Origin of the sequence: Blastopirellula sp. J2-11 (assembly GCF_024584705.1) — a bacterium.
In the GTDB taxonomy this organism is placed as follows: Bacteria; Planctomycetota; Planctomycetia; order Pirellulales; family Pirellulaceae; genus Blastopirellula.
In genome coordinates, this window is the sequence record NZ_CP097384.1 from 2,784,113 (window position 1) to 2,798,670 (window position 14,558).

Here is a 14,558-nt window from a genome sequence, read left to right on the forward strand (position 1 = left end):
GTAAGAAATTCGCGCTGCTCGCTCCTCTGGGTGAAGAGTGAGCCGCGACAAAACCGCCAATTTTAGTCGAGTAAAAAGAACCGGACAATTAGGGGCGAGAGAACCCAGGCAAGCGCCGAAGATGGCGGAATTGGGGAGGAGATTGGGGGATTAACCGTCGGCAGACCGGAAAAGAGCGACCATCGCTCCAAGTTTGGGCGCCGTGGGGATAGAGCCCACGGCGGATGAAAAATGACGAATATCTAATGCCAAATGTCTAATTCGAAACGATGGACGATCCTCTGGATTCGACATTCGTCATTAGCAATTCGTCATTTCACTCCCTAGACCGTCGACGATCGCCCTGCCCGTGCATACGCGCCTAGCAACTTCAGCACGTGTCGTCCCGCTTGCTGTTTGTCACCCCCGGCTGCGGCGTTGCAGACCGAACCGGCGATCTCGGCGATCTCTGGATAGCCGTAAACTTCGCTGCAGCGATAGATAAAGTGACTCAAGCGTCCCGCTTCGGACCAATTTTTTTCTTTGACCGCGGCGACCAGATCGTCGATGTGAGGGGTCAGCCCGTCCAAAAACTTTTGGACGCGGACATTGTTAAACGCAATCCGGAGCGACATGCCCGAGATGTCGGGCAATTGGGTATCGGCCAAGGTAATTAGCTCCTGCTAGGCTTTTGGCGAGATCGTAATCGCTTACGCCGCCTTGGCGAGACGAATGAGTTCGCGCGATTGCTCGACGGTTGGTTTCAAAAGTTCGGAGACCAGCATCAGCGACAATGCGGCTTCAAACAGTCGCTCGCGATGGCGAATCACCAGATGACGCTCGGCGCCTCGGATTTTGTCGAGTTCGAGATGGATTGCTTGTGCGGCGCGAGCGCGAACAAATCCACGAAATTCGGCGTCTGACATGTCACGGCATTCGTCATCCAGACGGCGCTGTACCAAGGGAATCGCCGAGGTGGCGATTTTGGCCGACAATTCAGCAACCATGCGACGTCGTGTTCTTCCCCAAGGGTTCAACCAATCCATGGCGTTCCCCTCCTATGTTTAGGCAGTGTGAAGGATAATTGCGTCGCCCACAGCTTGGCGCCGGTTTAACGCATCTCTAATTTCGAACTTTTTCACCCGGCGCGATCAAACTTCTCGCCGCTTGTCCTGTTAGTCCGTACAGCGAAACGGCGCCGCTGGTAACTTTCGTAACATTTAGATCAAGCTGAACGATCATGACGCCGATATTGAAACCTATCGCTAACGAACCAATCGTTACGACCGGAACTGCTACCGCCACTTGACCAGCGAAAGCAGTTTCCCTAAGTTTGCGTGAATACAAATGACATGGCGCCGTAGCCAAGTGGCTAAGGCAGTGGATTGCAAATCCACCATCCCCGGTTCGAATCCGGGCGGCGCCTCTGATTAAACCCAAGTCCGATAATGACTTGGGTTTTTTTGTGCGCGGTTGAAATTGCGGAATTCGCCTCTTCTTTCTCGTTGTTTGGCGATGCCTTTACTACATTGCCAAAGATCACTATTTTGCCTCTCCGCGCAAGCGATAAAGAAGAAGCGCTAAAAAAAGGGGGTCAGACCCCAATTACGCTGCGTAATTGGGGTCTGACCCCCTTTTTTAACTCAGCGGAACGGACAACTTCTCTGAACCGCAAAAATCCTCCCCGGCTGGCCATTCGGCAGGTAAACTTGAGGAGACTAGTCAAAATATCTCGCCCTTCTCCTCGCCGACGATACACGCATGACTTCTTCTGATGCTCGACTGAATGATTCCAGCGTCGCCGCAACCATGGCGCACAGCAGTAGCGGCGATTTTTCCAAAGAGCAGCAGGATATCGCGATCTCGGCGTTGATTCTGCGGATGGGGATGCTGACAGAACGTCAGCTTGCTCATGGGTTTGCAACTTGGACCATCCACGGCAGCTTGCCGATCAATGAGCATCTGCTCGCGTTGGGGCTGATCGATGAAGATGCGAATAAGCGGTTGCTGACGAGCGCTCCTCAATTGTTGCAAGAGATTGAGCCGGGGAACGAACGGAATTCGTCGGTTGAATGCGCCGTCGCGCAAACGCTTGACTCGATCGATCCTTCTGGAACCATCGCTCGGTTGATGGGAGTGCGCAGCGTGGCCGGCGCCGGAGCGAACGACGCGACGGGAGTGCGGACTTCGGCGGCTCGCTATCGGCTGTTGCGCAAACTGGGGCAAGGAGGACTAGGCCGCGTTTGGCTGGCTTTCGACGAACATCTAAAGCGTCCTGTCGCCGTCAAAGAGATCACCGCACGGGATCAAGTGGTCGCGCAAGAACGATTTCGGCGCGAAGCGGAGATCACTGGACGATTAGAGCATCCCGGCATCGTGCCGATCTATCAACTGGGAGAAGATGCGACCACCGGCGAAGCCTTTTACGCGATGCGTTTTTTAGGGAAGCAGACGCTGCATGACACGATCATGGAGTACCACGAACGAAGGAGCGAAGGGGATCATGATCCTATGCTCTTGCGGCGATTGCTGACCGACTTTGTGAACGTTTGTCAGGCAATCGGACATGCTCATTCGCGTAAAGTGATCCATCGAGATCTGAAGCCCGAAAACGTAGCGATCGATAGCTTTGGCCAGGTGATCGTCATCGACTGGGGCATCGCCAAGGTCGTCGACGAATTGCAGTCGTTCGACAATCTATCAGGCGGATTTGAGAGCTCGGGCAGCGGGCAAAGCACTATGGAAGGGCAGGTTCTTGGTACGCCGTTATACATGGCGCCGGAACAAGCGGCCGGGCGAGTCGACGAATTGGATGAGCGGACCGACATCTACGGTTTAGGAGCCATCCTGTTCGCGATCCTCACCGGCGCCGCTCCGCATGAGCAAACGCGAGAAACATCGAAGTCGACGACCAGTCGTGAACTGTTGACCGCAATCGCTTCGCATCCGGCGCCCAACGCGCTTGACGCCAATGCAGACGCAGACCCGGCGCTCGCCGCGATTTGCGCCAAAGCGATGACTCGCCGCCAATACTCACGCTATCAGACGGCGACCGAGCTTGCGCAAGATGTCGAACGCTGGATGGCTGGCGAACACGTTTCGGCCTATCGCGAACGCCCTGCACAGCGACTGGCTCGCTGGATCCAAAACAATCGGATCATGTCGCAAGCGATCGGTTTGTTGCTGGTGACCGGTATTGTGGGACTGACCGTGATGATCGTCGCTACACATCAAGCGTCGCGGGCCAATCGCCAAATTCGCTTTGATGAGATGCGCGCCTACAACCGCGAGATCGAAGTCCAATTGCGGACGACGACCGAGCAGATCTCGAAGGACGCCCGATTCATGTCGAATCTCCCCCCCATTCAGGCGCTGATCCCTACCGAAGCAGACAAGCCCGCTGGCGAGTCGGAAGAAGTTTGGCAAGATCGGCTCGAAATGATCTATGAAGAATTTTTGCGGGCCAATCCCGACTATGTTTCGATCGCCTACATGAAGCTGACCGAGGAAGCGGCGACCGATATCGTCCGCGTGGAACGCAACACCACCGACCCTGCCTACCTCCGTCGCGTGCCGGCGAGTCGCTTGACGAAGTTTGAAGACCAGGACGTGTTGAAAAAGGCGTTGCTTCTCGACCGCGGCGATATTCAATTAGTCCTGCGCGGCGCCAACGATGATCCCCAGGATAACGTGGACGACGGCGTTCGCCTGTTTGCGGCGACTCCGGTGTACGACGCCGTCCAAGGCGAACTCTTTGGCGTGGTCGTCCTCGAGACCGATCTATTGAGCCGAATCTCCAGATTTCTTCAACGCGTCGATCAACACACGGCGATCATCGACGTGACTGATTCTGCAGGAAACATCTGGGTCAGCGACGAGCCAGATGTCGGTGTCGTCGCAACCAACAAGCCAACGCCGATTACTGCGCAAATGCCTGAACTGAAAAACTTCTTCAGTGACGCCGAAGCGACACGTCACATCGACGCCGCCAACGGCGTGATCGCCACGAAGCTGACGCTGGATCGATTGGATGACAAGACGACGGTCGGCGTGGTGCTGCAATTGCAGGAGAGATAGGAAAGAAAAGCGGAAAACGGAAAAAGTGGCCGCCGTTTTATCGCTCGGTTTCTGGGCGATTTTTGCAGTGCTGCAACGGCCCATCTCCTGCAAATTGCTTGGTTCGCTTGCTAATGTGTTGGATCATACCGAAAGACTATCTCGTCTAGCGGTAATATCAGTTGGTGTGTACGACCACGCCTGCCTGCCAATTCCTCTCCACGATCCGCACTTCGACAACGAACCGGTTGTTGTCCTCGAATTTTCCTGCTTTACCCGCTCCCACACGCGACAACCCGAAAATTGTTGATTTATCAATCAATTTCCGCGATTCAATATTCTAACGAATTAGTTTTAGGCTAAGCTTTATCTCCATGACGGATAGGTAAGCTGCCGAGGCGCGATGCGCCATGGGCTCAAAAACACCAAAAAACCGCGGCATTTGTCGAATTTTTTCGTTAAGTAACTTGCTGGACCACATGGAAAAAATCCACCTACGCCCCCTGCTCTTTCTGGTAACCATCTCTGCCGGATTCGGACTAACATGCCTGCAGGGCTGCGGCGGAGCCGTCGTCGCCCCCGCCAAAGCGCCGCCGCCGACCGTGACGGTCGCCCAGCCGATTCGCAAAGGGATCGTCGAGTGGGACGCCTATACCGGCCGGCTCGAACCGATCGAATTTGTCGAGATTCGTGCGCGAGTCAGCGGCTATCTGCAGTCAATTCATTTTGACGAAGGGCAGATGGTGCATGCCGGCGATCTATTGTTTGTGATCGACACTCGGCCATTTGTCGCCGAACTGAACGGCGCCAAAGCGGCGCTGAACCAGGCGCATTCGCAATTGGCGCAAGCCAACGCGCAGACGCAAGAAGCAAAGGCTCAGCAGCAGCAGGCTGATGCTCGCCTGCAGTTGGCCAATGCACGGGTCAAACGTGCGCGATCGCTGCGATCTTCGGCAGCCGTCTCTCAAGACGAATTGGACCAACACGAAGCGGAGGTCTTGCAGGCGCAAGCCGACGTCGCCGCCGCCGAAGCGGGGATGGGGCTGGCCGTCGCGGGAATCGCAACCGCCAAGGCCGCGATCGAATCGGCCGAAGCCGGCGTTGAAACCGCCGAACTCAATCTGAGCTACACCGAAATTCATGCGCCGGTCTCCGGTCGCATCAGCCGTGAATATGTCACCGAGGGAAACCTGGTGAGCGGCGGCGCGGCAACTTCGACCTTGTTGACGACGATTACCTCGGTCGAGCCGATTTATTGCACGTTCGACGTGAACGAGATGCAGGCGCTCAAGTACATTCGGCTTGCCCAAGCCGGTAAACGCGAGAGCTCGCGCGTCGCCAAAAATCCGGTCTATCTGGGACTGGCCGACGAATCGGGATTTCCGCATCAAGGGCACATGGATTTCGTCGACAATCGCTTTGACGTCAACACCGCAAGTATGCGTGTACGCTGCATTTTTCGGAACGAAACGCATGATCTCGTGCCGGGCATGTTCGCTCGAGTTCGCTTGCCGGGAAGCGCCGCCTACGATGCGGTTTTGATCCCCGATTCGGCGATCGGCACGGATCAGTCGACTCAGTATGCGTATATCGTTGTCGATGGAAAAATCGAGCGCCGCGATCTGTCGCTGGGCCCCATCGTTGACGGGCTGCGCGTCGTTCGCGAAGGTCTAAACGGTGATGAATCGCTCGTCGTCGAAGGGTTGCTGTTATCGCGGCCTGGCCTCGAAGTTCAATCGACTTCGGAAACGATCCAAATCGTCGAAGACGGCTTGCCCAATACGTATCTGCCGTTGCCGCCGGACGAGTGGATTTCGGCAGGGCGCAATTCGTTGCAGACTGCCGAAGAGACAGCCAATGCGGCGATCAAGAAGCGGGAGCAAGTCCAATGAAGTTTCCTCACTTTTTCATTGAGCGTCCGATCTTTGCGTCGGTGCTTTCGTTCCTGATCGTGCTGGTCGGTGGAATTACGTATCTGACGTTGCCGGTCTCGCAGTATCCGAGCGTCGCGCCCCCTACGGTGCAAGTGCGCGCCAGCTATCCTGGGGCAACGCCTCAGGTGATCGCCGATACGGTCGCGACGCCGATCGAGCAAGAGATGAACGGCGTCGACGACATGCTTTACATGGAGTCTTCGTCCAGCGCCGACGGCTCGATGCTGTTGACCGTGACGTTCAAGCTGGGGACCGATCTGGATGACGCTCAGGTGTTGGTTCAAAACCGGGTCGCGATCGCGTTACCTCGATTGCCCGAAGCGGTGCGTCAGATCGGCGTGACGACGACGAAACAGATTCCCGACATGCTGCTGGTGGTCCATCTCAATTCGCCAGACAGCAGTCGCGATCAGCTTTACATCAGCAACTACGCTTTCCTGCGCGTTCGTGACGCGATGATGCGCTTGGATGGCGTGGGAGACGTGCGCATCGCCGGCGGTAACGAATATGCGATGCGAGTTTGGCTTGATATCGAGCGGATGACCTATCTCGATCTGACGCCTGGCGATGTTGTCGATGCAATCCGCGGTCAGAATGTGCAAGTCGCCGCTGGCGTGATTGGGCAACCGCCGACCGATGAGACCGGCGCGTTTCAGTTGAACGTCACGACGCAGGGACGATTGCGCGACCCTGAAGAGTTTGAACAAATCATCGTCAAACGGGGTGAGGATGGTCGCGTTACGCGACTGGGCGATATCGCTCGTCTCGAACTTGGCGCCCAGGACTATTCACGCATCAGTTATCTTGACGGCAAGCCGGCGATCGCCGTCATCGTCTATCAACGCCCCGGCACCAACGCGGTGGATACGGCGGACGAAGTGAAACGGACCATGGCCGCTTTGGAAAAGGATTTTCCTCAAGGAGTCGGTTACGAGATCGCCTACAATCCGACCAATTTTGTCGAAGAATCGATCGCCGAAGTATTCGATACGCTGGTCATCACGACGGTGCTGGTGGTGTTGACCGTGTTTTTATTCTTGCACGGTTGGCGCCCGACCATTATTCCGGTCATCGCAATTCCGATTTCGCTGATCGGCACGTTCGCAGCGATGCAGTCGCTGGGAGTGACGCTCAACACGCTGTCGCTGTTTGGCCTGGTGTTGGCCATTGGGATTGTCGTGGATGATGCGATTGTGGTGGTCGAAAACGTGGAACGCCTGATCGGCGAAGGAATGGAGCCGCGGGCCGCGACCCATAAGGCGATGGACGAGGTCGGCTCGGCGCTGATTGCAACCACATTGGTGTTGATCGCGGTCTTTGTGCCGACCGTTTTTATCCCCAGTATCAGCGGAAAGTTTTATCAGCAGTTTGCGTTGACAATCGCTATTTCGACCGCCTTTTCGACCTTTGTCTCTTTGACGCTTAGCCCGGCGATGTGCGCCTTGCTGCTGCGACCCAAGAATGAAGAGAAAAAAGGGTTGGGCAAAGTTGGCGACATCCTCTTTGGCTGGTTCTTCCGCTGGTTCAACCGTACGTTTGACATCACGAGCGATCTGTATGGTCGCCTGATTGGACGCACGATCCGCGTCTCGGCGGTTGTGCTGGTCGGCTATGTCGGCTTGTTGGCTTGCACCTGGTATAGCTTTGGGATGGTTCCGACCGGGTTTATTCCGCCCCAGGATCAAGGCTATTTGATCGTCGCGATTCGCCTGCCGGATGGCGCCTCGTTGGCGCGAACCGATGTGGTGACGCAAAAAGTCGCCGAAATCGGCGGCAAAGTGGACGGCGTCGCCCATTCGGTCGGCATCGCCGGTCTGTCAGGCGCAACGTTCACGATCAGTCCCAGCGCGGCCGTGACGTTTCTGCCGTTAGAAGATTCGAAAGAACGAAGTGCGCGGGGACGCGATCTACAAGCGATCATGGCCGATCTGCGAAAAGACATGAGCCAAATCAATGAGGCCGAGATCTTTGTGATCCAGCCTCCTCCGGTGCGCGGCATTGGCCGCGGCGGCGGTTATAAGTTGTACATCCAGGACCAAGGCGGAGCCGGTCTTGACGCGCTGAACGAAGTCACCAATCGCATGTTGGTTCAAGCGAACGAGCAGCCGGGGCTGGTGCAGGTCTATTCCAACTATCGGCTCAGCGTGCCGCAAGTCTTCGCTGACGTCGATCGGACGAAGGCCGAGATGCTCGAGATTCCGGTGAGCAACGTGTTTGAGGCGCTGCAGGTTTACCTCGGTTCGTTGTACGTCAACGACTTTAATTTCCTAGGACGAACCTACCGCGTGACGGCCCAGGCCGAACCAGAGTTTCGCGACGATCCAAGCGATATCTTGCAGCTGCGCACGCGCAGTGTGCGCGGAGCGAGCGTCTCGTTGGGATCGGTCGTCAAACTGAATCGCGTTACCGGTCCAGATCGATTGGTCCGTTATAATTTGTTTCCCGCGGCCGATATCAACGGCGACACCGTGGCTGGTTTCAGCACCGGGCAGTCGCTCGCGACCATCGAGCAACTTGCAGAGCAAAATCTGCCGCCGGGCTTTGGTTACGCTTGGACCGATATCGCGTTTCAAGAGCGTCAGGCCGGCAATACCATCATCTATCTGTTTCCGCTGGCGGTGTTGTTCGTCTTTTTGACGTTGGCCGCCCAGTATGAAAGTTGGATCTTGCCGCTGGCGATTATCTTGATCGTTCCGCTCTGCTTGCTGTTTGCGATTCTCGGCATCTGGTTTCGCGGGATGGATAATAACATCCTCACGCAGATCGGATTTATCGTGTTGGTCGGTTTGGCTTGCAAGAACGCGATTTTGATCGTCGAATTCGCCAAAGCGGAAGAAGACGCCGGCAAAGACCGCTTCGAAGCGGCGATCAGCGCTTGCCGATTGCGTCTGCGTCCGATCTTGATGACGGCGTTCTCGTTTATCTTGGGCGTGATTCCGCTCTTGATCGCGACCGGCGCCGGCTTTGAAATGCGCCGCGTGTTAGGAACCGCCGTCTTCGCCGGAATGCTGGGCGTGACGATTTTTGGTCTGTTTTTGACGCCGGTGTTTTATGTCGTTTTGCGAAAATTCGCCCAGCGTCCCGAAGAGAAATCAAAACCAGCGGCGTAGAAAATTGAGACGCAAGCTCGCAGCGCCAGTTTTGAGATTGCGCTATTTGACCGAACGGATTCCGGTTGGCCCCGATAGCTCCGCTATCGGGGTCGACGAAGTCGGTAGGAGGCGTCGAACCGCGGTCGAACTTACTTCGGTGGTCGCTCTACCGTTTGGAATGGCGAAAAGACCCTGAACTGCTTACGGGGAACCAATGCCTCCTACGGCTGCGCCGCCGCGGATAGCGAAGCTATCGCGGCCAACCGGGGAAATTGCGCAACGCTCTAGGGGGATGATTTTCGGTTGATTGTTATCCCTGTTTTTCCATCCGCTTCACGATGGCTTGGCCCTGTTCCATGCTGCTTTTCCGGCAATGCGCGCAACTGCAAAGCGCTTGCGCTGCAGGCTACTGTTTTGTCTCAAGCTACGATGACGGATCCAGTCTCTCATCGATGTGACACACGGCGTAGATCGGCGGCAATTGCGTGGAAAAGTTGCGCCACGATTCTCCCCGATCTCTGGACGTAAAAAGGCTGCCGCCGGCAGTCGCCAGCGCGAGGTGGTCGCCGCATAGGGCCAGGCCGTGACGATACGCGAAGTCGTAGCTATGCTCTTGCGGCAATCCTGCGCGGAACTGTCGCCAGTTCTTTCCGCCGTCCGTGGTTTGGGCGACGAAAAGTTTGCGGTCGATTGCGACACGCACTTCGTCGGCGATGGCCGGCACGACCCAAGCGACGTCTCCGTCTTGCGGATCGACTTGAATCGCAAAGCCAAACTTGACGCCGGCCTCGGGCTGCGAGACGTCGCGCCAATTGGCGCCACCGTCGTCACTATGAAAAACGCCGCAGTGATTTTGTTGCCAAAGTTTGTGCGGTTGGTCACGACACTGAACCAACAAGTGAGGATCGTGTCCTAGTTCCGACTCTGGGTTGGGCAGAAAATCAGCACGCAGCCCTTTGTTTTTCGGATTCCAAGATTGACCGCCGTCTCGCGATTCAAAGACGCCGCTGCAACTGACGCCGACCAACAGATGGTCGTCGTCCCGCGGATCGATGCAGATGCTATGGATGCCGGCCTCGTCGCGTCCGCCGCCAAACCAAAATTCGGGACGCGACGGATGATTCCAAAGTGACTCGTTCAGCGTGATCGTCGCGCCTTGTTCGGCCGCTGCAAACAAACCGCCAGGTTCGCTACCGAGATAAAATTGCCCCGGTCGCTTGCTGCTCGGAAATCCAAATCCCCACAGATATTTCAACACCGCCGCCGTGCCGGGACGAACTTCGCTCCCTTCGGGATACTTGGGCGCATCCAGCTCGGACCAGGTTTTGCCGAGATCGGTAGAGCGATGAAATTTGACCCCCCAGTGCCCATGATCCAGACACGCGTACAACACTCCGTCGCGCGGATCTTGAGCGGTCAGTGAAACGCGTGCGCCAAGAAAAGACTCGCTCAGCAGGACGAACCTGTCGCCGGCATCGCGAACCAACAGCAGACCTTTGCGAGTAGAAAGGGCTAGCAGCGACATCGATCAACCTCCGGAAAGAGCCTGCATGATGAATAAGCGAGTTGCGCCAGCCGTCGAATCACTCAGCTGTCGGCGATCACGAACAAATTGTTCGTCCAGAAAAATATTGACATGTTGCCGCAGCGAGCCATCTTCGTGCCGCAGATACGAGTCGATCCCCGGCACGCGATCGGCCAGTTGATCAAGGGCGGTTGCGACGGTCGGCGCATCGACTTCGACCGTTTCCGGAATTGAAACCAGACGGCGCAGATGGGAAGTAAATTGAACTTCGAGCATGGGACTAAGTTTGCGGCGACTAACAAAAGCGAAGCCGTTATGATTCCGGCTGCAGCGTTCTGATGCAAGAAAGAAAAAAGGACCGATCGGTTGGGGCAGGTAACCGATCGATCCCAAAGAACGCCGCCTACATGCAGCGGACGGCATCTTGTTAGAATGTTGTCGCAACGGACTTGTCGATGTCCGACATTCGCGGATTCCCTCATGTGGGGGCAATCCGTCCGTTCCTACTAGACGCTATCGTCATATTGCGGTGTACCGCTTTAGCGCAAAATCGACGCAATTCCCCACATTCTGGTAGGGCGGTAGCCGCCTTATTAAGCGTTTATAACGCGGGGAAATACTGTCGCTGTCGAGAATGGGAATCGCGAGCGATATGACAGCGGTTAACTGGTTTTTAGTTCGATGAATGTTGAAAGCAGGATGGAATTGACTCCTTCAGTGTCAGCGCCGTTAATGATTGGGCCGATTCAACTTGATTTTCCGGTTGTTCAGGCGGCGTTGTCAGGCTACAGCGACATGTCGATGCGCGTGATCGCGCGTCGCTTTGGAGCTTCCTACGCGGTTTGCGAAGTAATGCTCGATCAGTTTTTGGTGACCTTCAAAGACCGCAGCAAGAACAAGCACTTTCTGGCGATCGCGGACGAAGAACATCCCGTTGGCGGGCAACTGATGGGCGCCGAACCGATCCAGTTCGCCGCCGGCGCGGTCAAACTGGCCCAAGCCGGCTATGACGTGATCGACATCAACTTCGGTTGTCCGGTCCGCAAAGTCCTGGGCCGTTGTCGCGGTGGTTTTCATCTCAGCCAGCCCGAAGTAGCGCTCGAGGTCATCTCACGCACCCGCGACGCGACGCCGCCCGAGATCCCGGTCACCGTCAAAATGCGCCGCGGCATCGATGACACGCCCGAGAGCCGCGATAACTTCTTCCGCATTCTCGACGGCGCGTTTGAACTGGGCGTCGCGGCGATCACCGTCCACGGCCGCACCGTCCAGCAGCGCTACGTCGGGCCGAGTCGCTGGGAATTCTTGCGCGAAGTCAAACAACATGTCGGCAGTCGCGTCATTTTGGGAAGCGGCGATCTGTTTAGTGCGCAAGATTGTTTGGACATGATGCGCCAGACCGGCGTCGATGGAGTGACCGTCGCGCGGGGCGCGATCGGCAATCCCTGGATCTTCCAACAATGCCGCGCCCTCTACGCCGGCGAGCCCCTTCCTCCTCCCCCCACGGTCTTCGAGCAACGCGACGTCATTAACGAACATCTCCGTCTGGCCGAAGAGCTCTATGGCGAAAAACGGGGAATCACCCAGATGCGCAAGTTCGGCATCAAGTACTCGTTCCTGCATCCTGACATGGAACAGTGCCGCGCCAAGTTCACCAAGATGCGAACCCTCGCCGATTGGCACGCGATCCGCGAGACGTTTTATGTAGAAGATCGCCCTGGGCAGTATCTAAATCCGGGAGTCCATGCGGGAACGGCCGAGTGTTAGTTGGCGTCAACATGGAAGCAGCGTCAAGCTAACGCTTCGAACGGCGCCGTCTAATCTTCACGTCAACGATCGATGATTCTGTATCGCGTGTCAGAATCGGTTCGACCGCCGCGGTGTTCTCCGCGACCAATTCTGGGGCCATTAACGGATAGTTGTCAGGAATATCCAGGACGTGGGTTTCTTGGAAACGCATTTCGCTGGAGTATTCCGCCTGCCCTCATTGCTCACGATGGATGGGGCGGCCATCGCCGCGAGTTTGCGGCAAAGGTTGTGCCTGCATTTTCCGTTTGGCGGGCGCCCAAATGGGGTGAACTTCTAGATTGGTGCAGTGTTCCAGCGCTTCGCCGAATATAGTCGCCGGCGCATGCATTACCAGAAAACGGCGCCGCTGCGGGTGGGCGATGTCTTCGTTTCTCGCTCGTTCGATCTGGCGGTGTCCTGCGGATTCGCGCGAACCGCAATTCGCTTCTCTTTTTCGGTGCAAGCCGATCACTGACCGGTTTTCCCACAAATGAGCCCAAAATGCGATTAAGGGATTCGATTACTAGATTATGCCAGAAGTCTGGGGAAATGCCACAATTGGCACCCTAATTCGATATCTGTGGTCAATAAATGGCCTTTACGTGGTGGTGATTTTAGTATACTATTCCTGCGTTCCCTCCTGCCCTTCCCTACGTCTCGCCCGTGCCGGCGGTATTCGAGACTGGGGAATAAAGGCAATTATTGCCTCCCTCTGTTTCTCAATTTTCCTTCCTTCGACCGAGGAACGTGCGCAATGAAGCGACGAACTTTTCTCGCTGCCGGACTTTCGCTCCCGCTAGCAATGAGCGGGCTTCTGCCCCGTCGTGCATTGGCGGAGTTCATTTCCAGCGAGCCTGCCCTCGGTCAGCCTGGCGAAACGTTTGTTCGCGATATGCAGCGGCGCTGCTACCGGTATTTCTTGGAAGCGGTCGATCCTCAAACGCAATTGGTCGCCGATCGGGCTCGTGCCGATGGCAGCGGGTACAGCGCGCACGCCAGCAGCGCGGCTTGCGGTTTTGGGCTCGCATCGCATGCCGTCGCGGCCCAATACAAATGGGCGCCGCGCGGCGAGATTCAAGAGCGCGTGCGGACGATGCTCGGCTCGTTGGTTAATCTGGCGCCCCATGAAAACGGGTTTGTCTACCACTTCTTTGACGCGAAGAGCGGGGCTAGAGCGATGCAGTCGGAAGCGTCGACCGTGGATACGGCGCTGATGCTGGCCGGCGCGCTGACGGCTTCGGTCGCTTTTAGCGACGATGCCGAAATCACGGCGTTGGCTGACCAGTTGTATCGCCGTGTCGATTGGCGCTGGATGCTTGGCGCCAACGGGTGTATGCACATGGGATACAAGCCCGAAACCGGCGTGCTGCCGTATCAGTGGGACCAATACAGCGAACATTTTATCTTGCTGCTGTTGGCGATCGGCGCGCCGACGAATGCGATTCCCCCTTCGTCCTGGGACGCATGGCGTCGCGAACCGGTGCTGGAGCATAACGGCGAGAAGTTTCTCGGCTACCCGCCGCTGTTCGTCCATCAGTACCCGATGGCGTTCTTCAAATTCCAAGATTACCGTTCGCCGCAAGGGCGCGACTATTGGGAGAATGCGGTTGTCGCCCATAAGGCGCAACTTTCGTTCATGACCAGCTTGGGCAAGCGGTTTCCAGAGCAACTGGGGCATTACGGGCAAGACCTATGGGGCATCACCAGCAGCGACAGTCAGACCGGCTATCGCGACTGGGGCGGTCCCTACAAACATGGACGTATCGAACCAGACCGAGGAATTGACGGTACGATCGTCCCCAGCGCCGCCGCCGGCGGATTGGCCGCGGTTCCGGCCGAAGCGTTACGAACGCTGGAGTACCAGAAGGCCCAATTCGGCGACAAGGTCTACGGTCGTTATGGATTCGTCAATGCGTTTAACCCGGCCACCGGCTGGATCGACTCCGACGTGATCGGCATCGACACCGGGATTTCGCTGTTGATGGGAGAGAACATGCTAACCGGCAATGTGTGGAACATGTTCATGCAACATCCGGCCGCAACTCGAGCGCTGAAGCTGGCCCGGTTTACCGATGTGAAGGCTCGCGCTTCACGAGCATTGACGGAGACGGATCCGCCGGTGCGCACGCCGGAAACGATTCGCGTTTCGGTAGCGGAAACCGGATCGGCGGCGCAGTAGCGATT

11 protein-coding genes and 1 tRNA gene are annotated in these 14,558 nt (G+C 56.7%); 6 read left to right on the top strand and 6 right to left on the bottom strand.

Translation table 11 applies throughout. From position 1 onward, the window contains the following. Positions 1 to 323: 323 nt before the first annotated feature. The 3 genes from M4951_RS11340 to M4951_RS11350 form a co-directional block, all read right to left on the bottom strand. On the bottom strand, positions 324 to 647 hold the full coding sequence (locus M4951_RS11340; protein WP_262026597.1) for an Hpt domain-containing protein: 324 nt from the start codon (positions 645 to 647) through the stop codon (positions 324 to 326). 42 nt (positions 648 to 689) lie between these two features. Next, complete coding sequence (locus tag M4951_RS11345; protein ID WP_262026598.1) at positions 690 to 1,025, bottom strand: hypothetical protein; 336 nt, start codon at positions 1,023 to 1,025, stop codon at positions 690 to 692. Positions 1,026 to 1,101: 76 nt separating this feature from the next. Next, complete coding sequence (locus M4951_RS11350) at positions 1,102 to 1,284, bottom strand: hypothetical protein (RefSeq protein ID WP_262026599.1); 183 nt, start codon at positions 1,282 to 1,284, stop codon at positions 1,102 to 1,104. Positions 1,285 to 1,333: 49 nt separating this feature from the next. Here M4951_RS11350 and M4951_RS11355 point away from each other — a divergent pair. The 4 genes from M4951_RS11355 to M4951_RS11370 all read left to right on the top strand — a co-directional run bounded on the left by M4951_RS11355 (position 1,334) and on the right by M4951_RS11370 (position 9,079). Beyond that, a tRNA-Cys gene (locus M4951_RS11355) sits at positions 1,334 to 1,405 on the top strand. A gap of 335 nt (positions 1,406 to 1,740) precedes the next feature. Beyond that, complete coding sequence (locus tag M4951_RS11360) at positions 1,741 to 4,056, top strand: serine/threonine-protein kinase (RefSeq protein WP_262026600.1); 2,316 nt, start codon at positions 1,741 to 1,743, stop codon at positions 4,054 to 4,056. A gap of 458 nt (positions 4,057 to 4,514) precedes the next feature. Next, positions 4,515 to 5,927, top strand: a complete 1,413-nt coding sequence (locus tag M4951_RS11365) for an efflux RND transporter periplasmic adaptor subunit (protein WP_262026601.1) — start codon at positions 4,515 to 4,517, stop codon at positions 5,925 to 5,927. After that, positions 5,924 to 9,079 carry an efflux RND transporter permease subunit gene (locus M4951_RS11370; protein WP_262026602.1) on the top strand — a complete coding sequence of 1,052 codons (3,156 nt, stop codon included), beginning with the start codon at positions 5,924 to 5,926 and terminating at the stop codon, positions 9,077 to 9,079. The genes M4951_RS11365 and M4951_RS11370 overlap by 4 nt, the downstream gene beginning before the upstream one ends. Positions 9,080 to 9,485: 406 nt before the next feature. Here M4951_RS11370 and M4951_RS11375 read toward each other — a convergent pair whose 3' ends face one another. Together M4951_RS11375 and M4951_RS11380 are read right to left on the bottom strand one after the other, a co-directional pair. Further along, a complete protein-coding gene (locus M4951_RS11375) occupies positions 9,486 to 10,586 on the bottom strand; it encodes a WD40/YVTN/BNR-like repeat-containing protein (RefSeq protein ID WP_262026603.1) in 1,101 nt (366 codons plus the stop codon). Between the two features lie 3 nt (positions 10,587 to 10,589). Continuing rightward, positions 10,590 to 10,862, bottom strand: coding sequence for a MoaD/ThiS family protein (locus M4951_RS11380; RefSeq protein WP_262026604.1), 273 nt, complete (start codon positions 10,860 to 10,862; stop codon positions 10,590 to 10,592). Positions 10,863 to 11,303: 441 nt separating this feature from the next. Here M4951_RS11380 and M4951_RS11385 point away from each other — a divergent pair, with 441 nt between their 5' ends. Beyond that, complete coding sequence (locus M4951_RS11385) at positions 11,304 to 12,353, top strand: tRNA dihydrouridine synthase (RefSeq protein ID WP_262026605.1); 1,050 nt, start codon at positions 11,304 to 11,306, stop codon at positions 12,351 to 12,353. Between the two features lie 217 nt (positions 12,354 to 12,570). On the opposite strand, the gene M4951_RS11390 is transcribed toward M4951_RS11385, so the two are convergent. Continuing rightward, positions 12,571 to 12,846, bottom strand: a complete 276-nt coding sequence (locus M4951_RS11390) for a hypothetical protein (RefSeq protein ID WP_262026606.1) — start codon at positions 12,844 to 12,846, stop codon at positions 12,571 to 12,573. Positions 12,847 to 13,128: 282 nt separating this feature from the next. Between M4951_RS11390 and M4951_RS11395 the strand changes: the two genes are divergently transcribed. Next, entirely contained in the window at positions 13,129 to 14,553 is a 1,425-nt protein-coding gene (locus tag M4951_RS11395; protein WP_262026607.1) for a glucoamylase family protein, read from the top strand. Positions 14,554 to 14,558: the final 5 nt, after the last annotated feature.